General features: G+C 63.8%; 3 protein-coding genes. All 3 read right to left on the bottom strand.

From position 1 onward, the window contains the following. Positions 1-16: 16 nt before the first annotated feature. The 3 genes from OK411_RS10445 to OK411_RS10435 are packed head-to-tail and all read right to left on the bottom strand — an operon-like array spanning position 17 to position 23,563. A complete protein-coding gene (locus OK411_RS10445) occupies positions 17-12,331 on the bottom strand; it encodes a non-ribosomal peptide synthase/polyketide synthase (protein WP_264364836.1) in 12,315 nt (4,104 codons plus the stop codon). Positions 12,332-12,344: 13 nt separating this feature from the next. Then, positions 12,345-20,165, bottom strand: coding sequence for a non-ribosomal peptide synthetase (locus OK411_RS10440; protein ID WP_264364835.1), 7,821 nt, complete (start codon positions 20,163-20,165; stop codon positions 12,345-12,347). After that, on the bottom strand, positions 20,162-23,563 hold the full coding sequence (locus tag OK411_RS10435; RefSeq protein ID WP_264364834.1) for an amino acid adenylation domain-containing protein: 3,402 nt from the start codon (positions 23,561-23,563) through the stop codon (positions 20,162-20,164). Before OK411_RS10435 ends, OK411_RS10440 begins: the two co-directional genes overlap by 4 nt. Positions 23,564-23,691: the final 128 nt, after the last annotated feature.

The raw sequence follows: 23,691 nt of genomic DNA, 5'->3' as shown, positions 1-23,691 counted from the left end.
GCAAAAGGCCGGGTGATCAACCCACCCGCGCCATGCAATGTTCGATCAACGCTTCAAGCTCGCGCTGGTAATCGCTCATCAGCGCATCCATGGTGCCGGCGCGGTAACGCTGACTGCTGTAGATGCAGCGCAAGGCCAGTTGGCCGTCATAGACCTGGCCGACGATTTCCAGCCAGTTGCCCAGGTTTGCCTTGAGGCTGTAGTTGTCGCCGGTCTCTTCCAGTGCCGGCACCAGCAACGCCTGTTCATCGAAGCTCTGGTCGAACTGCCCGAGGTAGTTGAACGTCACCCGTGCCTGCGGCAATGCAGCCAGTTGCGCGGAGATTTCCGACCCGGCCAGATGACGCAACACGCCGTAGCCGATGCCCTTCTGCGGTACGCCCGCCAGTTGCGCCTGCACATCGATGATCGACTGGCCGATGTCGTCGCCGTCCGGACGCAAACGCACCGGGAACATGCTGGTGAACCAGCCGAGGCTGCGGCTCAGGTCGATCGATTCGAAGAGGTCTTCGCGACCGTGCCCTTCAAGCAGAATCAGCGCCGACGGTTGCTGACTCCAGCGGCACAGCGCGCGGCTGAGCGCTGACAGCAGCAAGTCGTTGATCTGCGTGCCGTACACCGCCGGGGCCTGTTTGAGCAGTTGTTCGGTGTGCTCGCGGGACAGTTTGAGCCGTGCCTGCGCCTGTTGCCGCACAAGATTCTTGCCGCGCGGGTTGTCGCACGGCAGATCAACGCCGGGCTGATCCAGTTGCTCCAGCCAATAGCTCAATTCCTGCTCGGCAATCACCGGCGCCTGCGCCTGCAATGCCTCGGCAAACGAACGATAACTGCTGGTGCGAATCGGCAGTTGCGGCGCCAGCCCCTGCACGCACGCCTCATAAGCGACTTTCAGATCGTCGAGCAGAATCCGCCACGACACGGTGTCGACCACCAGGTGATGAATCACCACCAGCAACCGCGCCTGACCATCCGGCAACGCCACATGCATGACCCGCCAGACCGGCCCGTCATCGAGTTTGAGGCTGCGCTGCGCGAGGTTGGCCAAGGCTTCGACCTCTTCGCTGCTTTGCGCTTCGCGGCGCCACAGCACAGCCTCGTCGGACGCGCTGCTGCTATAGCGCTGCAACCAGCGCCCGCCGTCGTTGGAAAAACGCAGGCGCAGCGAATCGTGATGTTGTTCGATCAAGCCCAGTGCCTGTTCCAGTGCATCAAGATCCAGCGGTTGACGTGCGCTGAGCAGCAACGACTGGTTGTAGTGATGCGCCTCGGCCATGCCTTCGGCGAAGAACCACTCCTGGATCGGCAGCAAATTGAACGCGCCCTCTGCGGCAACCTGAGTCAGGTCCGGCAGCGCTTGCCCGGCGCCCTCCTTCGCCACTTGCTGCTCGAGAATGCCGGCGATGGTCTGATAACGCATCAGATCACGCAGCTTCAGCTCCATCTGCAGCGTCGGGTGGTTTCTCACCCGCGAGATCACTTGCAGGCTGAGGATCGAATCGCCGCCCAGTTCAAAGAAGTTATCGCTGATACCCACCTGCTCGACCTGCAACACCTGCGCCCAGATTTCCGCCAGCAGGCGTTCCTGCTCGGTGCGCGGGGCAACATATTCGTCGCTTTTGAACTCCGGCTCCGGCAGGGCCTTGCGATCGAGTTTGCCGTTGGGCGTAACCGGGAACGCGCTGAGGCAGACGATCTGCGCCGGCACCATGTATTCCGGCAGCGAAGCACGCAGCCCGGCCTTGAGTTCATCGCCGATATCATCACCCGTGGCGGTGACCACATAACCGATCAGTTGCTTGCCGGAGGCATTGTCGCGGGCAATCACCAGCGCATCGCTGACCGCCGGCAACTGACGCAGGCTGGCCTCGACTTCGCCCAGCTCGATGCGGAAGCCACGCACCTTGACCTGATGGTCGATGCGCCCGACGTAATCGACCACGCCGTCCGCGCGGCGGCGCACCAGATCGCCGCTGCGGTACAGGCGCTCGCCGGGCGCAAACGGGTTGGGCACGAAGCGTTCGCCGGTCAGGTCGGGGCGCCCGTAATAACCGCGAGCGACACCGTAACCGCCGATGTACAGCTCACCGGCAAAGCCCGGCGGCAGGGGATTCAGATCGTCGTCGAGCACGTACAGCGACCGCGCACCGACCGCGCGGCCGATCGGTGCATAGGCCGCTTCGCAGTGCTGGCTGATGGCGACTTTCCAGAGCATCGGCGTGACCACGGTTTCGGTCGGGCCGTAGCCGTTGGTGAAGAACTGCGGACGCAACGCGGCTTTGACCTGTTCGAAGGTCTGCTCCGGCACCGCATCGCCACCGAAGCAGTAGATGCGCACTGGCGGTGGTGCGATGCCACTGGCGGCGGCGTACTCGGCGAGTTGTTTGAGATAGGCCGGCGGGAAGCAGGCGATGGTCACGCCGTAATCGTGCAGGGCCTGATAGGTCTGCTCCGGCGTCCACAGACAACCGTCGCGAATCACCAGACGACCGCCGCTGTACAAGGTACTCAGCCAGCGTTCGTGAGCGCCGTCGAAAGCGAACGACATGAAGTGCAACTCGCAACTGCTCGCGTCCATTTCGTACAGCTCGGCGATGGCCTGGCAATGCATGCTCAGCGGTCCCTGCGTCACGGCCACGCCTTTCGGCCGTCCGGTGGAGCCGGAGGTGTAAACCAGATAGGCCAGGCCCTGCTCGTGAACATCGCAGACCGGGGCGGCATCGCTGTAAAGACTGCGATCGAGTTGATCGATTTCCAGACGCCGCACGCCTTGTGGTGCAGGCAACGTCGCGCGCAGGCTGGTTTGCGTCAGCAGCAGGGCCATGCGCGAATCTTCGATCATGTACGCCAAGCGCTCCGGCGGGTAATCGATGTCCAGCGGCACGTACGCCGCACCGCTCTTGAGCACGGCGAGGAAACTCACCAGCATTTCCAGCGAGCGTGGCAACGCCACGCCGATCACCACTTGCGGCCCGGCGCCATGGGCAATCAGGCACTGCGCGAGTCGATTGGCCTGCCGCTCCAGCTCTGCGTAGGTCAGGCTTTCGCCGGCGCATTGCACTGCGATCGCATCCGGTTGCTGTTGCGCATGACGACTGATCAGCTCCGGCAACAGGCGCGGTTCATGGCGGTGCGCCGGCTCGGCGCTCCAGGCCTGCGCCGCTTGCCATTGTTCGGCGGACAGACGCTGCAAGTTGCCCAGCCGCTCATACGGCGCGGCCATCATCGCCGCGAGGGTGTTTTCCAGGGTCAGGCGAATGCCATCTACCGCCTCGGCGCTGAAGTGGCTGCGCAGGTACAGGTACTCGATCGACAACTCGTCGCCGAGCATCACCGCAAGGTCCATCGGCACGTTGGTCACGCCGTGGCCAATGGATTTGCCGAAGGTCAGCTCGGTGTCGGTTTCTTCCTGCAAGCGCTCGTCGATCGGGAAGTTCTCGAACACCACGATGCTGTCGAACAGCGCCTGACCACCGAGGTTCGACCAGCGCTGCACATCGGCCAGCGGTGCCTGGGAGTAATCGCGAATGTCGAGGTTGTAGGCCTGCACTTCACCCAGCCAGTCGGCCAGACGCTGATCGGCCTGTGGGGTCTGAATGATCGGCAAGGTGTTGATGAACAGGCCGAGCATGTTGCCGACGTTCGGCAGACTTTCCGGGCGCCCCGATACGGTGGCGCCGAAGGTCACCGTCTGCTGACCGGTGTAGCGTTGCAACAGCAGCAGCCACGCGCCCTGGATCAGTGTGTTGGGGGTGATGCGCAGGTCGCGGCAGAACTCCAGCAGGCGTGCGGTTTGCGCCTTGTCCCAATTTGAATAGAGCGCATCGTGACCAGTAACGTCGGCACTATGACGCGGGTGCATCGCCTGACTCAGCGCGGTCGGTTCGTTGACCACCGCCAGACGCGCCTTCCAGAACAGCTCCTGGGCATCCTGATCCTGCGCCTGCAACCAGGCAATGAAGTCGCGATAGCGGCCATTTTCGCCAGTCACCTCGCCCGTGGAGTAGTACTGCAAGACCTCACCGAACAACCGCGAACTGCTCCAGCCATCCATCAGAATGTGATGGCTGGTCCAGATCATCTGGTACTGCTCGTCGCCCAGCTGCAGCAGGGTCACCCGCTGCAATCGCGCTTCGGCCAAGTCGAAGCCCAGCGCGCGATCAGCGCTGGCGAACTCGGCAATCGCCGCCTCGCTGCAATCCTGCCCACGCCAATCGAGCACTTGCATCTGCAGCGGCGCCTGGCGATGGACGACCTGCAGCGGTTTGGCCAGGCCGTCCTGCCAATGGAAACTGGTGCGCAGGATCGCCTGACGCACAATGATGAATTCCCAGGCCCGGCGGAAACGCTCAACGTCGAGGCCCTTGATCGGCAGGCTGACCTGTTGCACGTAAAGGCTGCTGCCGTTATCCGACAGGGTGTGGAAGAGCATGCCTTCCTGCATCGGCGACAGCGGATAGACGTCTTCGATCAGTTCCGCCGGCACCGGCAAGGCATCGAGTTGCGCCTGATCCAATTGCGCCAACGGGTAGTCGGCAGCGCTGGCGGATTGCGCGTCTGCATGCGAAACCACTGCGGCCAGTTTCTGCACGGTCTGCTGCTGAAACAGGTCTTTGGGCGTGAAACAAATGCCCTGCTGCCGCGCGCGGCTGACCAGTTGAATCGAGATGATCGAATCACCGCCGAGGGCGAAGAAATTGTCGGTCACGCCGACCTGCTCGATCTTCAGAATGTCCTGCCAGACCTCGGCCAGCTGCTGCTCCAGCGGCGTCGACGGCGCGACGTAATCGCGTTGTGCCTGGCTGGCATCCGGTGCCGGCAAAGCCTTGCGATCAAGTTTGCCGTTGGGTGTCAGGGGCAATTGTTCGAGGAACAGCCACTGCGCCGGCACCATGTAGTCCGGCAGATGCGCCTTGAGCGCGGCTTGCAACTCAGCACTCAGCACGTCCAGTTGCGCGGGGCTTTGATCAGCCTCGGCCGGTACCACATAAGCCACCAGTTGCTGGCCGCCAACGCCGTCCACCGCCAGCACTACGCCTTCGCGTACGCTGGCCTGGGCCAGCAGACGCGCTTCGATTTCGCCCAGTTCAATACGGAAGCCACGCACCTTGACCTGATGGTCGATGCGGCCGACGTATTCGATACGGCCGTCTTCCATGAAACGCGTCAGGTCGCCGGTGCGGTACATGCGCTCGCCGTTGCTCGCCAACGGGTTGGGCACGAAACGTTCGGCGGTCAGGCCCGGGCGCAACAGATAGCCACGGGTGATGCCTTCACCGGCCAGATACAGCTCCGCTGCGATGCCGACCGGCGCTTGCTGCAATTGCTCATCGAGCAGGTACGCGGTGGTGTTGCGCAGTGGCCGGCCGATATTGGCCTGGCCACCGAGTTCGCGACGGGTCCAGGTCGAATACGTGGTGTCTTCGGAAGGCCCGTACAGGTCGTAAACGTGGACGACCGAAGTCTCGCGGTACAAGGTGTCGACCAGCGCCTGCTTGAGCGGCTCGCCGGCCAGATTGATGATGCGCACGCCCGGCGGGATCTGGCCGATGCGTTGCAACGCGGCAATCGCCGACGGCACAGTGTTGATCAGGCGCACCTGATCACGCTCGGGCAAGTCCGCCAGCTCCAGGGCATTGCGCGCCATGACCATGGACCCGCCGCGCGCCAGGGTGACGAAAATCTCCCACACCGACAGGTCGAAGCACACCGACGTCGAGGCCAGCACGCCTTGCAGATCGTCCTCGCTGTAGACCTCGGCGGACCAGTGAATCAGCGCCTGTACGTTGCGATGGGCGATGGCCACGCCTTTCGGTTTGCCGGTGGAACCGGAGGTGTAGATCACGTAGGCAAGATTGGCCGAGTCGGCGCGCGCCGGCAGGTTGTCCGGTGCCTGCGATGCAAACGCCTCGCCGCCGGCCTCGACCAGCACCACGTGGGCTTCGCTGGACGGCAGTTGCGCCAGCAAGGCTTGCTGGGTCAGCAGGACTTTCGCCTGACTGTCGTCGAGCATGTAGGCCACGCGGTCGGCCGGGTAGTCCGGGTCCAGCGGCACGTAGGTGCCGCCGGCCTTGAGCACCGCCATCAGGGCGATCACCAGTTCCGCCGAACGCGGCAGCGCCACGCCGACGCGCACTTCGGCGGAGACACCCAGCGTCACCAGATGCCGGGCCAACTGGTTTGCCCGCCGGTTCAGTTCGCCGTAATTCAACGCCACGCCGGCATGACTCAACGCCAGTGCCTGCGGATGCGCCGCCACCCGTGCTTCAAAGCTCTGCGAGATCAACCGCTCGGCCGGATAAGCCGCGTGATTGTCGTTCCACTGCGCCAGCGTCTGCCGTTCGGCCAGCGGCAGCAGACCGATCTCGCCGAGTGCCCTTTGCGGCGCTGCGATAAATTGCTCCAGCACTTCACGCAAATGCGCCGCCAGACCAACCACGTTGCGCTCGGCAAAGTGCTCGGTGAGGTAGTTGAAATCGAGGTTGAGCACTTCGCTGGCGCCGGCAATCAGGGTCAGGCCGTAGTTGGTCTGTTCACGATGCTCCAGACCGGAAAAACGCAGCCCGCCCGGATTGGCCTCCAGCGCTTCGGATACCGGGTAGTTCTCGAACACCAGCAAAGTGTCGAACAACGCTTCGCCACTCAATGCGGCCAGACGCTGAATGTCCTGCAACGGCGTCTGTTCGTAGTCGCGCAGCAACAGGTTCTTGTCCTGCACGCTGCGCACCCAGTCACCGACGCTGAGGCTGGCCTGCGGGCTGGCGATCACCGGCAGAGTGTTGATGAACAGCCCTAACTGTTCTTCGATGCCCGGCAAATCCACCGGCCGCCCGGAAATCGTAGCGCCAAACGCCACCGTGGCCTGGCCGGTGTAGCGCTGCAACACCAGCAGCCACGCGGCCTGCACCAGGCTGTTGAGGGTCACCTGTTGCTGACGGGAGAAGCTGTTCAGACGCTGGGTCAACGCTTCATCGAAATGCAGCCGATGCATCTGTTTGCCCGGCCCGGGCACGGTGCGTCCGTGGCAGGCCGAGGCCAGTCGGGTCGGCTCGTCGAGTTCGGCCAGTTGCCCGCGCCAGAATTCCTGCGCCCCAGCCTTGTCCTGGCCCTGCAGCCAGACCAGAAAATCGCGATAGCGACCCTGCGCGCTCGGCACCGGCTGGCCGGCGTAATCCTGCAGCACTTCGCCGAACATCCGCGAGTTGCTCCAGCCGTCCATGAGAATGTGGTGACAGGTGAAAATCAGCCGATGCCGATCGTCAGCAGTGCGCAGCAGGCACAGGCGCAACAGCGGCGGATTCTGCAGATCGAAGCCGCGCTCGCGGTCGGCCTGCGCCCGCGCCTCAAGCACCGCCGGCAGATCAGCGGCATCGCGCACATCGATTTCCGGCATTTCCAGGGTCAGTTGGCGGTTGATCACCTGCAATGGCGCGTCGAGGCCGTCGCGGCCCCAGATGAAACCGGCGCGCAGCACTTCATGGCGATCAACCACCCGCTGCCAGGCTTGCTGGAACCGCGCAACGTCGAGGCCGTCGATGTCCAGTAGCATCTGATAGACGTAGGCGCTGGCGTCCGCATCGTACAGGCTGTGGAACAGAATGCCCTGCTGCATCGGCGCCAGCGGATAGATGTCCTCGATGCGTTGGGCGGCGATCGGCAGGCTGTCCAGATGCGCCTGAGACAAACCGGCCAGCGGCACGTCGGACGGCGTGAGGCCGCCCGCATGACTAAGGCAGTGGTCGATCAATTCGCTCAGTGCCACTTCGTAGGCGCGGGCCAGAGCGGCGATGGTCGCTTCTTCGAAAACGTCGCTGCTGTAGGTCCAGGTCAGGCTCAACTGGCCCTGATAAACCCGGCCATCGATGGTCAGCCAATTGGCCATCGGCGCGTTTGCGTCCTGACCGGCGCCCTTGTCTTCGGTGGCCGGCCGCCACAAGGCGTCTTCGTCGAAGTTGTTATCGAACTGGCCGAGGTAGTTGAACGTCACCTGCGGTTGCGCCAGTTCACTCAGCGCCGCTTGTGCGTCGGCGGTGCCGAGATAACGCAGCAAGCCATAGCCGATGCCCTTGTTGGGAATCGCGCGCAGTTGCTCCTTGATGCCTTTGATCGAGCTTTCTATGCTGGCGTTTGGTGTCAGGCGTACCGGGAACATGCTGGTGAACCAGCCCACGGTGCGGCTCAGGTCGATGTCATCGAAGAGGTCTTCGCGGCCATGGCCTTCGAGCTGCACCAGCGCACTGTCGCTAGCGGTCCACTCGCAGAGCACCCGCGCCAGTGCGGTCAGCAGCAGGTCGTTGACTTGAGTGCGGTAGACCGCCGGAGCCTGTTGCAGCAGCTGGCGAGTGCGTTCGGCGTCCAGCCGCGTGTCCACGCTGCGTTCGAAGCGGTTGTTCAATTGGCCCTGCGGATTATCCAGCGGCAAACCGAGCGGCGCGTCGCGCAACTGTTCGCGCCAGTAGCTCAGTTCGCTGCCCAGCGCCGCGCTGCGCGCATGCTCTTGCAGGCGCAAGCCCCAGTCCTTGAACGCGCTGGTCTTGGCCGGCAGATGCACGCGCTGTCCGCTGCTGATCTGCTGATAGGCGCTTTGCAGGTCTTCGAGCAGGATTCGCCACGACACGCCATCGACCACCAAGTGATGAATCACCAGCAGCAGACGCTGACTGGCGTCCGGCAAATCGATCAGCGCCGCGCGGATCAGCGGGCCGTTGTGCAGGTCGAGGCTGCGTTGCAGGTCCAGGCACAGCGCTGGCAATGCCGCGCTGTCGTCCAGCGTAAAGCTGCGCAACAAGTCTTGTGGCTGATCCGCCGCGCCGTGGCTTTGCTGCCAGCCCTGCTCGGTTTGGCGATAACGCAGACGCAAGGCGTCATGCTGCTTTTGCACCTGCGCCAGGGCCTGTTGCAGCGCCCCGGCTTGCAGGGTTTTCGCCGGGGTCAGCAGGATCGACTGGTTCCAGTGATGCCGCGCCGGGATGTCACTGTGGAAGAAATACTGCTGGATCGGCGTCAGCGGCGCGTCGCCAAGCACTTCGCCCTGCTCCGTCTGCACCGCGTCGCTCTGCTGCGCAACGGTGGCCAGACGCTGCACGGTCTGATGCTGAAAAATGTCCTTGGGCGTAAAGCGAATGCCGGCCTGCCGCGCGCGGCTGACCACCTGAATCGAGATGATCGAGTCGCCGCCCAGCTCGAAGAAATTGTCGTGAAGCCCGACCCGTTCGACCTTGAGCACGTCCTGCCAAATCTCCGCCAGACGCTGTTCCAGTTCGCTGCGCGGCGCGGCGTAGGCCTCTTGCACCTGCGCAACGTCCGGCTGCGGCAGTTGTTTGCGATCGAGCTTGCCGTTGGCGGTCAGCGGCAGTCGGTCGAGGAACGCCCAACTGACCGGGACCATATAATCCGGCAGGGTTTCGCGCAGGTGCGCCTTGATCGAATCGCGAAGCGCGCCCTGCTCGTCCGCGTTCAATGTCTCAACCGGCACGACCCAAGTCGCCAGTTGCTGGCCGCTGAGGCCGTCCACCGCCAGCACCACCGCTTCGCGCACCTGTATATGCTTGAGCAGTTGCGCTTCGATTTCACCGAGCTCGATGCGGAAACCACGGATCTTCACTTGGTGGTCGATACGGCCGATGTACTCGATCACTCCGTCGCCGCGCAGCCGTGCGAGGTCGCCGGTACGGTACAGACGCTGGCCGGCCTTGCGGTTGAACGGGTCGGGCACGAAGCGGGTGGCGCTCATGCCGGCCTGATTCAGATAACCACGGGCCAGACCGGCGCCAGCGATGTACAACTCACCGATGCAGCCTTGCGGCACCAGGTTGAGCGAGCTGTCGAGCAAGTACCACGACAGGTCGACAATCGGCGCGCCGATCGGGCTGCTGTGATTGCTCTGCAGATCCGCCAGCGACAACGGCCGGTAGGTCACGTGCACGGTGGTTTCGGTGATGCCGTACATGTTGATCAGCGTCGGCGTGCGGTCGCCAAAACGCTCGAACCACGGACGCAGATTCTGTACTTCCAGCGCCTCGCCGCCGAACACCACGTAACGCAGGGCATTGCTGCGCGCAGATTCACAGGCAACCTGCATCAACGGCTTGAATGCCGACGGCGTCTGGTTCAACACCGTGACGTTTTCATCGCACAGCAGCGTGTAGAAATCCTCCGGCGAACGGCTGACATCGTGCGGCACCACCACCAGTTTGCCGCCGTACAACAGTGCGCCGAAAATCTCCCACACCGAAAAGTCGAACGCGTAGGAATGGAACAGCGTCCAGCTGTCCTGCGGGCCAAAATCGAACCAGTGCTCGGTGGCGCTGAACAGGCGCATCACGTTGCCGTGCGGCAGCAAGGCGCCCTTGGGTTTGCCGGTGGAACCGGAGGTGTAGATGACGTAGGCCAGATTGTCCGGCGAGGTCAGGCATGGCGGGTTGCTTGCGATGCCGTGCTCCGGCGCCTGATTCAGATCGAGGCAGATCAGCCCCGGCGGCAGCGGCAATTGCCCGAGCAAATGCCCCTGGGTCAACAGCAAGTCAATGCCGCTGTCGTCGATCATGTAGCTCAAGCGGTCATCCGGGTAGCTCGGGTCCAGCGGCACATAGGCGCCGCCGGCTTTCAGCACCGCGAGAATGGCGACAATCATCTCCAGCGAACGCTCCACCGCCACGCCGACGCGCACATCCGGGCCGACGCCGTGCTCGAGCAGCGTATGCGCCCACTGGTTGGCGCGGTGATTGAGTTCGGCGTAGGTCAGGCGTTGTCCTGCGAAGGTCACGGCCACCGCATCGGCATGCTGCTCGGCCTGAGCCTCGATGGCTTGCTGGATGCACGGCGTCAGAGGTTGTTCAATCAGCGACGGATTCCATTGCGCCAACAGCTGTTGCTGCTGGCCGGCGTCGATCATCGACAATTGGCCGATGCGCTGGCTCGGCTCGGCGACGATCGCTTGCAACAGCGCGGTCCAGTGTTGCGCCAGGCGCTCGATGGTCGCGGCGTCGAACAGGTCAGTGGCGTACTTGAGCACCGCTTCGATGCCGTGGGCCTGTTCGGTGGTGTTGAGGGTCAGGTCGAATTGCGCGGTCTGGCTCTGCCATTCCAGCGGTTCGATGTTCAGGCCGTTGAGGCGTGTGGCGACGCTTGCGCGGCGCTCGGCCTGGTGGTTGAACATCACCTGGAACAGCGGGCTGTGGCTGAGGCTGCGGCCCGGCTCCAGCGCTTCGACCAGTTGCTCGAAGGGCAAGTCCTGATGCGCCTGCGCCTCCTGCGCCGTCTGTTTGACCTGACGCAGCAGTTCGATAAACGGCAGCTCTGCGTCGATGTCCGCCTTGAGCACCTGGGTGTTGACGAAGAAGCCGATCAGGCGCTCGATTTCCACCCGGCCACGGTTGGCCACCGGCACGCCGACACGGATGTCGCTTTGCCCGCTGTAGCGATGCAGCAAGGCCTGAAACGAAGCCAGCAGCAACACGAACAGGGTGACGTTTTCCTGCCGGGCAAAGGCCTTGAGGGCATGGCTCAGCGCCGGATCAAGAATCAGGTTATGGCTGGCGCCGGCAAAGCTTTGATCGACCGCGCGCGGGCGATCCAGCGGCAGTTCCAGCACCGGTTGTTCGCCGCCGAGCTTTTCCTGCCAGTAGGCCAGTTGGCGCTCCTGCTCACCGGCCTCCATCCACTGGCGCTGCCACAAGGCGTAATCGGCGTATTGAATCGGCAGGGCCGGCAGACCGGCGTCGTGACCGAGGTTGAAACCGGCATAGAGCTGCACCAGTTCCTCGATCATCACTTGCAGCGACCAGCCATCGGAAACGATGTGATGCAGGGTCAGCACCAGCACATGCTCATCCGGGTTGACCTGTAGCAGCGCGGCACGCAGCAACGGCCCGTGCTGCAGGTCGAAAGTCTTCTGGCTCTGGGTCTGCACGAAAGCCTCGATCGAGTGCTCCGGGTCATTCGCCAGATCAGCGCTCAGGTTGTGAGTATCGAGGGTAAAAGGTCCTGCGGGCAGGACCACTTGCAAGGGTTGCGCGCTGTCTTGAGAGAACACCGTGCGCAAGGTTTCGTGGCGTTCGATCAGCGCCGCAATGCTGCGTTCCAGTGCCGGCACATCCAGCGGCCCTTGCAAGCGCAGGGCCGTCGGAATGTTGTAGGCCGCGCTGTGCGGTGCCCACTGCCAGAGGAACCACTGGCGCTGCTGAGCGTAGGACAGCAGCAACGGCTCTTCAGCCGTGCGCTTGAAAACCGGGGCAATGTCAAAGAGGTTGACGCCTTTCTGCTTGAGCAGAACCGCCAGAGCCTTTCTTTGCTTAGCCGAAAGTTGTCCTACCGACTCGATTAACTCTTGCACGCGTTTTTCCCTCTCAAGAAATCAGTTTTTCCAGATCATCGAGGGATAGACGTTTGAGGGCCTCCAGTGATTTAGCCAATTCATCCTGAACGGGCGACATTTCGACGCGCAGGGCTTCGATCCGCGCGCAGAAATCCTTGAGCGTGTCGGTCTCGAACAGCGCCTTGAGCGGCACCTTGTCGCCGAGACGCTCCTGCACCCGGGTCACCACCAATGTCGCCAGCAACGAATGGCCGCCGAGTTGGAAGAAGTTGTCCGCCAGCCCTACCTGCTCGACTTCCAGCACTTCCTGCCAGATCGTCGCGACCTCCCACTGCAAGTCGCTTTGCGGTGCCTGGTATTGCTCCTGCGTCGGGCTCTCGCCCAACACCATCAGCGTCTTGCGATCGAGCTTGCCGTTGGGCGTCAGCGGGATCGCGTCGATCAGGTGCAGATGCCCCGGCACCATGTGCGCCGGCAAGCGAATGGCCAAGGCATTGCGCACCCGCTCGGCCAGCGTCGACCGCTCGCTGTCCGGCGCGGCGACGAGGTAGGCATACAGGTGTTTGCCTGCGGCGCCGTCCTGCGCCAGTACCACCGCCTCACGGATATCGTCGAGTTCCAGCAGGCGTGCTTCGATCTCGCTGAGTTCGATGCGGAAGCCGCGAATCTTCACCTGATGGTCGGCGCGACCGATGTACTCGATGTTGCCATCGTCGCCCTGGCGCACCAGATCGCCGGTGCGGTACAGGCGCTCGCCGTTGCTCGCGTAAGGATTCGGCACAAAGCGTTCGGCGGTCAGCGCGGCGCGGCGCAGATAGCCGCGCGTCACCCCGGCACCAGCGAGGTACAGCTCGGCCGCCACGCCCTCGGGCAGCGCCTGCAACTGACTGTCGAGCAGGTACGCCACGGTGTTGTCCAGCGGCCGGCCAATATTCGCCCGGCCCTTTGGCGTGCGCAGGGTGAAGGTCGAATAAGTGGTGTCCTCCGACGGCCCGTAAAGATCGTAGACCTGCTGCACCTGAGTGCTGGCGTAGAGGCTGTCGACCAGACCCTGCTTGAGCGGTTCGCCGGCCAGATTGATGGTGCCGACCGACGACGGAATCTGCCCGGCCCGTTGCAACGCGGCGATCGCCGACGGCACGGTATTGATCAGCGTTACCTCATCGCGCGCCGGCAAATCCGCCAGCGCCAGGGCGTTGTCGGCCAGCACCAGGCAGCCTCCGCAGGCCAGCGTGACGAAGATTTCCCACACCGAGAGATCGAAGCAGATCGAGGTCGAGGCCAGCACGCCGCGCAATTGTTCTTCGCGATAGACCCCAGCCGACCATTGAATCAGCGCCGATAGATTGCCGTGGCTGATCGCTACGCCTTTCGGTTTGCCGGTGGAGCCGGAGGTATAGATCACGTACGCCAGATTTTCGGCTGCGAGGTTAACCAGTGGCGCAGCATCCGGGCATTCGCTGGCGACGTTCTCGTCCACCAGCAGCACCTGCGCACTCAAGGCTTCGGGCAGCATCGCCAAGGCCGCTGGCTCAGTGAGCAGCACCGCCGCGCGGCTGTCGTCGAGCATGTGCAGCAAGCGCTCCTGCGGGTAATCCGCGTCCAGCGGCACGTAGGCGCCACCGGCCTTGAGGATCGCCAGCAAGCCGACCAGCATCTGCGGCGTGCGGCGCATGCACACGCCGACGCGCACTTCCGGCCCGACGCCCATGCCTTGCAGCTTGTGCGCCAGACGATTGGCCCGGGTATCGAGGTCTTGGTAAGCGATGGACTGCTCAGCGAACAGCACCGCGTTCGCCTGTGGCTGTCGCTGCACCTGCGCGGCGATGTGCGCCAGCACCGTGCGTTGATCCGGCGTGGTAACCGGCGCCTTGCCCCACTCGATCGCTTGTTGCCGTTGTGGCTCGGCGAGCAGTTGCAGCGCGCCCAGCGGCTGCGTGGCGTCGGCGAGGAACTGCTCGAGCAGGCCTTGCAACTGCGCACTCAACGCGCTGATCGCTTGAGCGTCGAAGCTGGCCTGATCGAAACTCACGCCCAGACTCAGCTCGCGGCCGGTGACCGCCACCAGCGTCAGCGGATAGTTGGTCTGCTCCTGCCGGCGGATTGCCGAGAACTTCAGGCCCGTCTCAGGGCCCTGCGCCAGTGCTTCAGCCATCGGATAGTTTTCGAACACCAGAATGCTGTCGAACAACGCCCCGGCGCCCGTACCGGCCCAGCGCTGAATGTCATACAGCGGCGTGTGTTCGTGCTCGCGCAAGGCCAGGTTGAGCGCCTGCACCTGTTGCAGCCATTGATTCACAGCGATCTCGGCCGACGGCGCTGCCACCACCGGCAAGGTGTTGATGAACAGACCGATCTGCTGCTCGACACCCGGCAAATCGGTTGGCCGTCCGGCGACCGTCGCGCCAAACGCCACGTGATCCTGGCCTGTATAACGCTGCAACAGCAGCAGCCACGCCGCTTGCACCAGCGTGTTGAGCGTGACTTTCTGCTCGCGGGCGAAGCGGTTCAGTTCGGCGGTCAGCGGTTCGCTGAACACATGCTGGTGATCGGCATAGCCGCTGGCGGCGTGCCTGACCGGTATGGCGCTGGCCAGTCGCGTCGGCTGTTCAAGATCCGCCAGCGCCGTGCTCCAGAATTGCCGACTGGCCTGCTGATCGCGCTGGCCGAGCCATTCGATGTAATCGCGATAACGCCCCTGCCCTGCGCTCGGCGTGATGCCGGCGTAGCGTTGCAGCACTTCGCCGAACAACTGCGAAGTGCTCCAGCCGTCCATGAGGATGTGATGGCAGGTGTAGATCAGGTGATGAGTGTGCTCATCTGTGCGCACCAACGTCACGCGCAACAGCGGTGCATCGAGCAGATCGAAGCCGTTATGCAGATCTTCAGTGGCGAGATGATCAAGCGCGGATTCCAGGCCAGCGCGACCGCGCCAGTCCTGCACCTGCCACGGCATCTGCACGCGGCTGCGCACCACTTGCACTGGCGCGACGGCATCCTGCGGCCAGACGAACGCCGTACGCAGAATATCGTGGGCTTCGAGGGTCTGCTGCCAGGCCTGGCGGAAGCGCTCGGCGTCGAGCTGCTCGACGTCGACGCGCAGCTGATTGGTGTAGGCCGGGCTGTCCGGCTCGTTGCGGCTGTGGAACAGAATGCCTTGCTGCATCGGCGACAGCGGGTACAGATCGACGATGTCACGCGGCGCCATCGGCAGCGCCGACAGCTGCGCTTGCGTGAGATGGGCGAGGTTGAAGTCCGAGGGTGTCACGCCACCTGCGCCACTCGCGCAGCAATGTTCGATCAGGCGTTGCAGTTCGCGGCGATAAGCCTCGGCCAACGCCTCGATGGTCTCGGCGCGGTACATGCCGCTGCCGAAGGTCCAGGTCAGTTCCAGCTCACCGCCGAGAACCTGTCCGTCGACGCTCAGCCAATTGCCCAGCGGCGCTTGCCCATCCTGATTGGCGCCGGTGCTGTCAGCGCTTGGCACGAACAACGCGCCTTGCTCGGCGCTGAACGCGCCGTCGAACTGACCGAGGTAATTGAAGGTCACCCGTGGTTGCGCCAGCGTCTGCAACTCGGCAGCACGCGTGAGGTAACGCAGCACGCCATAACCGATGCCTTTGCCCGGCACCGCGCGCAGTTGCTCCTTGATCGCGCACAGCGACGCAGCGGGATTGGCCTGCGGAGTCAGGCGCACCGGGAACAGGCTGCTGAACCAGCCGACCGTGCGGCTCAGGTCGATGTCGTCGAACAGGTCTTCGCGGCCATGGCCTTCGAGCTGGATCAACACTGAAGGCTGCTCGCTCCAGTCACACAACACCCGCGCCAAAGCCGTGAGCAACAGGTCGTTGATCTGCGTGCGGTAAGCCGCCGGGGCGACTTTCAGCAGTTTGTCGGTCAGTGTCTGGCTCAGGCGCGTACTGGCGCGGGCGGCCTGGGCGCGGGTCTGGCTGTCCTCGGCGAAATCTCGTGGCCATGCCGAGTTATCCGCCGCCAGAGTCTGCTGCCAGTAAGCGCTTTCGGCCGCCAGCGTTTCACTCTGAGCATAACGGTGCAATTGCCCGGCCCAGTCATGCAGCGAAGTGCTCTGGCTTGGCAACATGGGCGCCGTCCCCGCCGCCAATGCCTGGTAAGCCAGCTGCAAGTCTTCGAGCAGAATGCGCCACGACACGCCGTCGACCACCAAGTGATGGATGACCAGCAACAAACGCTGCTCGGCATTCGGCAGGTTGACCAACACCGCGCGCAGCAAATGCCCGCGGTGCAGATCGAGACTGCGCTGTGCCTCGTCGGCCAATGCGGGCAAGGCGTCGAGGCCGTCCAGCTCGCGTATCCAGAGCAGCTCGGCATCGCGCTGAGTCTGCGGCAACGCCTGCCAGCTATCGCCCACTTTTACAAAGCTCAGGGCCAGCGCCTCGTGCTGATCGACTAACGTCGCTAGCGCCTTGCGCAAATGCACGGCGTCCAGCGCCAGGGTCGGTTGCAGCATCACTGACTGGTTCCAGTGCTGGCGCTGGGCAATCGGCGTGTCGAAGAAACGCACCTGGATTGGCAGCAACGGTAACGGCCCGCGTGCCACTGGTGCTGCGATGGCAGCCGGTTTGGCTTCGATCAGTTTGGCCACAGCAGCCAATTGGCCGATGGTCTGTTTTTCGAATAGCTGCTTGGGGCTCAGCTTGATGCCCTGGCGCTTGGCCCGGGCGATGATCTGCAAGCTGAGGATCGAGTCGCCGCCCAGTTCAAAGAAGTTATCGCTGCTGCCGACCCTTTCAAGCTTGAGCACGTCGACCCAGATCGCCGCCAGCTTCTCCTCGATCTCACCGACCGGCGCGACGAACTGCTGGCTGACCACGCCGGGCACTGGCAAGGCACGCTTGTCGAGCTTGCCGTTGGCGGTCAGCGGCAGCTTTTCCAGCAACAGCAACTGCGCCGGCACCAGGTAATCCGGCAGCCGCGCCTGCAACTGCTCGCGCAGTTCCTGCGCCTGCACCTTCGCGCCCACCGCCGGCACGCACCATGCCAGGAGTTGCAGGCGCGCCGGGTCGTCATCCAGTGGCAGCGCGAGCACGGCGGCTTCGCTGACGCCATCGAGGCTGAGCAACAGCCGCGCGACTTCCGCAGGCTCCACACGGTAGCCGCGCACTTTGACCTGATCGTCGGCACGACCGATGAATTCCAGCGCCTGCTCGCGATTGCGCCGGACCCGGTCGCCACTGCGGTACACCCGCGCGCCGGGGTTCCCAAACGGATCAGGCAGGAAACGCTCAGCGGTGAGCCCCGGCTGATTCAGGTAGCCCAGGGCAACGCTGTCGCCGCCGATGTACAACTCACCGGCAACCTGATCAGCTACCGGGTTGAGCACATCGTCGAGCACATAGACATGGGCTCCGACCAGCGCTGTGCCGATCGGAACACTGCGCGCCTGGGCGGCGAGTTCTTCCTCGTGGGTCAGCACGCCCACGGTGGTTTCGCTCGGGCCATAGTGGTTGATCAGACGACAGCCCGGTTTCAGTTGCTGCACGCGCTCGACCAGCGCCGGCGAACAGGCTTCGCCGCCGACGATCAGCGCGTGTTCCGGCAGCACGTCGGCAGGCTTGGCCGCCTGCAACAGCGCGGCGAGATGTCCGGGGACGATTTTCAGCACGCCGACGCGATGGCGGGCCATGTATTCGGCAAAGCGATCCGGGTCGAAGCCGAGTTCTTCCGGCAGCACATGCAGCAGTCGGCCCGAGCACAACGCACCGAACAGCACGGTGAAGCCAAGGTCGGCGGCGATGGTCGAGACCAGCGCCATGCTCGCCTCCGGCGCCGGCGCCAGACGTTCGAGTACGCCGCGCACATAACTGCCCAGTGCGCCGTGGCTGACCAGCACGCCCTTCGGTTGCCCGGTGGAACCGGAGGTGTGAATCACGTAGGCCGGCGACTGCGCATACAGCGTCAGTTCAGGCGCGGACGTCGGCAGTGACTGCCATTGCCCCGGTGCAAACTCCAGACCCTGACAGCCCTCACCCGCCACTTCGCTGAGCCGTGCGTCGCCTTCAGCACCGATCATCGCCCGCGCCTGCGCAGCGCCGAGCATCTGTTGCAGGCGCGCGCTTGGCGCCTTGACGTCGAGCGGCATGTACACCCCGCCAGCCTTGAGAATCGCCAACAGGCAAGTCAGCCAGTCCAGCGAACGTTCCAGCAGCACCGCCACCGGTGCGCCGACACTGACGCCCTGCGCACGCAAATAATGGGCGAGACGATTGGCCTCCTGATCCAGCGCCTTGAAAGTCACCGTTTGCTTGAGATCCCGAGCGGCCAGCGCCTGCGGCTGCCGCGCCACTTCACGCGCCCAATGTTGCAACACCGTCAACGCCGGTTCGCGTTGGCTGGCAAGCGCAGCAGGCCGTGGTGTGGCAACCATGTGCAATGGCGCCTGCGGCGAGTCGAGCAACTGGGTAAACAGATCCAGCAACATCGGCACAAAACCGGCGACCGTTTCCGCCCGATAGAGATCGCTGGCGTAGGTCATCTGGCCGTGGATCAGCGCGCCGTCGTCGGTGATATCCAAGGCCAGATCGAAGTGCGTGCCGTCCTTGGCCAGCGGGTATTCGCTGACGGTCAGGCCGGGCAAGGCCATCGAGCGTTGTTTCTGCATGCCGACGTTCTGGTTGAACTTGGCCTGGAACAGCGGGTTGTGGCCCAGGGTGCGTTCGGCGACCAATTCGTCGACGAGTTGCTCGAACGGCAACTCCTGATGTGCCTGCGCGCCGAACGCCGCTTCACGCACCTGCGCGAGCAAATCGGCGAAACTGCCGCGCTCATCGACCTGGCAACGCAGCACCTGGGTGTTGACGAAGAAACCGATCAGTCCCTCGACTTCGGCGCGGCCACGGTTGGCATTCGGCACGCCGACACGAATGTCGCGCTCGCCAGCCAGACGCGAAAGGAACAGCGAGAACCCCGCCAGCACCAGCATGAACAGGCTGGTGCCCTGGCTGCGCGCGAAGACGTTGAGCTGCTGCGAAAGGTCGGTGCCGAAATCAAAGCTCAGGGTCTGTCCTGCAAAGCTTTGCGTCAGCGGTCGGGCAAAGTCCGGCGCCACTTCCAGCAGCGGATGTTCGTCGCCCAATTGCTGACGCCAGTAGTCGAGCTGGCGTTCACCCTCGCCGGCCTCCAGCCAGCGCCGCTGCCAGATCGCATAGTCGGCGTACTGCAACGGCAGCGCCGGCAATTGCGGCTCGCGCTGCAGGCTGAACGCCTGATAGCACTGGACGAATTCCTTGACCATGACGTCCATCGACCAGCCATCGGAGACGATGTGATGCATGCTCACCACCAGCACGAACTCATCGTCAGCCAAAGCAAACAGGCTGGCGCGCAACAGCGGGCCGTGGCGCAGATCGAACGGTTGCGCGGTGACGTCGTGCACGTGTTGCGCGAGCAGTTCTTCGCGCTCTTGCGCGGCGGTGCCGGTCAGATCGAAGCGTTCCAGCGCAATACTTTGCTGCTCGAGAATCAGCTGATGCGCTTGATCGCCGTCGGTGTGAAACACCGTGCGCAACACTTCATGGCGCGCCAGCAGATGATCGAACGAGCGGCTCAGGGCCGACTCATCCAGCCGGCCTTTCAGACGCAAGCCAGCGGCCATGTTGTATGCGGCGCTGTGCGGTTCCAGTTGCCAGAGGAACAGCAGGCGCTGCTGGGCGAACGACAGGGGAATCTGCGCGCAGTCGTGGCGGCTGACCGGCAGCGGCAACAGGCTGAAATCCTTGCCCTCCTCGCGCAGCTTGGCGAGAAACAGCCGACGCTGTTCCAGCGGCAGGCCGACGAACCTTTTTGCAATACGTTCCGCCATCGTGCCGCTCATACTTCTTCTCCTTGCAAAGCATTCATGAACTGATCCAGGTCGGACCAGTCGTCGTCGCCGCTCGCCTCGGCCAGTTGCCCGAGCACCTCGGCGAGATCCGCCAGCAGCGGTTTTTCGAACAGGCTGCGCAGCGGCAGCACCACGCCCATCTGCTCCTTGACCCGGGCAATCACCTGCGCGGCCAGCAACGAATGGCCGCCCAGTTCAAAAAAGTGATCGTCCAGGCCCACACGCGGCACGTGCAGCACCTCGGCCCAGACCTGCGCCAGACACTGCTCGGCCGGCGATTGCGGAGCGCGGTAATCGCCCTGCAACTGCGCCGGATCCGGCGTCGGCAAGGCCTTGCGGTCGAGCTTGCCGCTCGGCGTGAGCGGCAGGTCCGCCAGCAACAGCAGATGCCCCGGCACCATGTAATCCGGCAGGCTGGCTTGCAGCGCCGCGCGGGTCTGCTGACGGAACGCCGTTTGCGTTGCCGCGCTGGCAAGCACCGCAGGTTCTGTCACCACGTAGGCGACCAGTTGCGCACCGCCGGCGAATGGCACCGCCAGCACCACTGCCTCGCGAACGCGCGGACATTGCTGCAGGCGCGATTCGATCTCGCCCAGTTCGATGCGGAAGCCGCGAATCTTCACCTGATGATCGACCCGACCGACATATTCCAGCGCGCCATCGCCGCGCAGCCGCGCACGATCGCCGGTGCGGTACAGGCGCTGACCGTCGGCGAAAGGGTCGGCGATGAACCGCTCAGCGCTGAGGCTCGGCTGACGGTGATAACCGCGCGCCAGCCCCGGCCCACCGATGTACAACTCGCCCACCGCACCTTGCGGCAGCAGGTTCAGATCATCGTCGAGCACGTAAAGACGCCGCGCTGCCAGTGCGTGGCCGATCGGCATGCCGCGCCACGACACGTCCTGCGCGGTCAGCGCGGTGCAGTCATGAATCGTCGAGACCACCGTGGCCTCGGTTGGGCCGTAGGTGTTGAGCAGGCGCACATGGCCGAGCCCGGCCTGTTGCCACAAGCGCAAACCGTCCACCGCCATGGCTTCGCCGCCAACGTGAATCTGCCGCAGTGCGCCGAAACTGGCCGGCGGTTTCGCCGCGTATTCCTGCACCAGCCAATACCAATAAGCCGCCGGCAGGTCGGCCAGAGTGATGCCCTGATCGATGATCACCTGATGCAGCGTCGCGCTGTCCCACAACGGCGCATCGCGCATGACCACGCTGGCGCCATGGCACAGCGGCGGGAAAAACTGCTCGACGAAACCGTCGAAGCTGCTGGTGGCGAATTGCAGGACCCGGTCGCCTTCGCGCAGATCGCTGTAGTCGATGGCGCGGGCGATGAACTCGCTCAGCGCGCCATGACTGATCGCCACGCCTTTCGGCCGCCCGGTGGAACCCGAGGTGTAGATCACGTACGCGAGGTTGTCGGCCTCGACCGTGACCGACAGATTGTCGCTCTGCCCGCTGGCGGGCAATTGCTCCAGACACAGGCACTCGATACCGTCGAGCGGCGGCAGGCTGGCAAGGCTTTGCTGATCACTGAGCAACAGTTGCAAACCACTGTCAGCGAGCACATGGCGCAAGCGTTCGGCTGGGGTCTGTGGATCCAGCGGCACATAGGCACCACCGGCCTTGAGCACGGCAAGCAGCGCCACCGCCAGTTCCAGTGAACGTCCCAGCGCGACGCCGACCAGCACGTCCGGGCCGACACCCTGCGCGCGCAACTGATGGGCCAAGCGATTGCTTCGAGCGTTGAGTTCGTCGTAGCTGAATGCCGGCGCAGGCGCTGTGGCCAACAGCACCGCTGGCGCTTGCGCAGTCCGTGCGACTTGCGCTTCGAACAGGCTTTGCACGCTAGTGAAACGAGGCGCTGGCGCGGTGGCCTGGATCAACCCGTGGCGTTCGCTGTCGGCGAGCATCGCCACTTCGCCGATCAAATGCTGCGGGTCGCGGCACACCGACTGGAGAATGTTGCGCCAATGCCCGGCCAGCGCGGCGATGGTTGAGGCATCAAAAATATCCGTGGCGTACGTGAAGGCGGCAAACAATTGTTCGCCCTCCTCGCGGGTGTCGAGCATCAGGTCACTGCTAGCCGCATGTTGCCGGCCGCTGCCGGCCAGTTGTTCCTCGCTCAGATAGCCCACGCGCAAGCCTGAAGCGAGTTGCGCCTGATGCAAATCGGTAACCAGCGGCTGGTGGTTGAACATCACCTGAAACAGCGGATTGTGGCTTTGGCTGCGCGCCGGTTGCAGGGCTTCGATCAAGGCGTCGAACGGCAGATCCTGATGGGCCTGAGCGCCCAGTGCAGCCTGGCGCAGGTTCTGCAGCAACTCAGTGAAGGGCGTTTGTGCGGTGACCACGCTGCGCAGGATCTGGGTGTTGACGAAGAAGCCGATCAACCCTTCGGTTTCACTGCGGGTGCGGTTGGCGATCAGCCCGCCGACACGAATATCGGTCTGGCCGCTGTAGCGATGCAACAGGGTCTTGAACGCCGCCAGCAGCACCACGAACAAGGTAACGCCCTGACGCTGGGCAAGGTTTTTCAGTTCTTCGCGCAGGGCCGCGTCGATCACCGTTTCCAGACGTGCGCCTTGATGGCTGGCTTGCGCCGGATAAGCGCGGTCGGTGGGCAATTCCAGCACGGGATGTTCGTCGCCCAGTTGCGTGCGCCAGTAGTCCAGTTGCCGCTCGCGCTCACCGGCCTCCAGCCAGCTGCGCTGCCACAGTGCGTAGTCGCGGTAATGCACGGTCAACGGCGCCAGCGTCGGTTCACGCCCGGCCACCAGCGCGTCATACGTGCGCATGAATTCGTCGATCAGAATGTTCATCGACCAGCCGTCGGCGATGATGTGATGCAGGGTCAGCAGCAGCACGTGTTGCTCTTCGGCAAGGCGCAACAGCCGCAGACTCAGCAGCGGGCCGTTCTGCAAATCGAAAGCCTGGGTCGCCTCGGCCATCATGTGCTGCTGCGCCAGCGGCCAGCGCTGGGCTTGGGGCAATTCGCTCAGGTCAGTCACGGGTAACTTCAGTGGCTTTGGTTCGGCCACGCGCTGGAAGGCCCGCTCGCCATCCTGGCCGAAGGTGGTGCGCAAACATTCGTGGCGCGCCGCCAAACGGCTGAAGGCTTGCTCCAATGCTTCGACTTGCAGATCGCCATCCAGACGCACCGCCATCGGCAAGTTATAGGCTGCGCTGGTCGGCTCCAGTTGCCAGAGAAACCACATGCGCTGCTGCGCGTAAGACAGGCCGTCACGCTCGGCGATGCCGTCGCAGGCGGTCATTGGAAGCTGCGCAAAATCGATGCCCTCGCGGGCCATGCCGGCGAGGAACAGACGGCGTTTGTCCTGGGGCAATTCGATAAAGCGGCGGGCTAGTTTCTGTGCGTCTGCGGCATTCATGCGTGGAGTCCTTGCTGATCGGCGGCGTGACCTGGAGACCCGGTCGTATCAACAAGAACGAATGGCCCGCGCAATGATTTAGCGCGCCTGCGGCAATCACGGCCCGACGGTACAAAGGCCAGACAGAC

This window comes from Pseudomonas sp. RG1 (assembly GCF_025910115.1).
GTDB lineage: Bacteria > Pseudomonadota > Gammaproteobacteria > Pseudomonadales > Pseudomonadaceae > Aquipseudomonas > Aquipseudomonas atacamensis.
This window is presented reverse-complemented; position numbering and strand designations above follow the sequence as displayed.

What these genes read in the sequence shown, in the direction of transcription:
- OK411_RS10435 (WP_264364834.1), bottom strand. Translation starts at nt 23,563, where the DNA reads ATGAATGCCGCAGACGCACAGAAACTAGCCCGCCGCTTTATCGAATTG.
- OK411_RS10440 (WP_264364835.1), bottom strand. Translation starts at nt 20,165, where the DNA reads ATGAGCGGCACGATGGCGGAACGTATTGCAAAAAGGTTCGTCGGCCTG.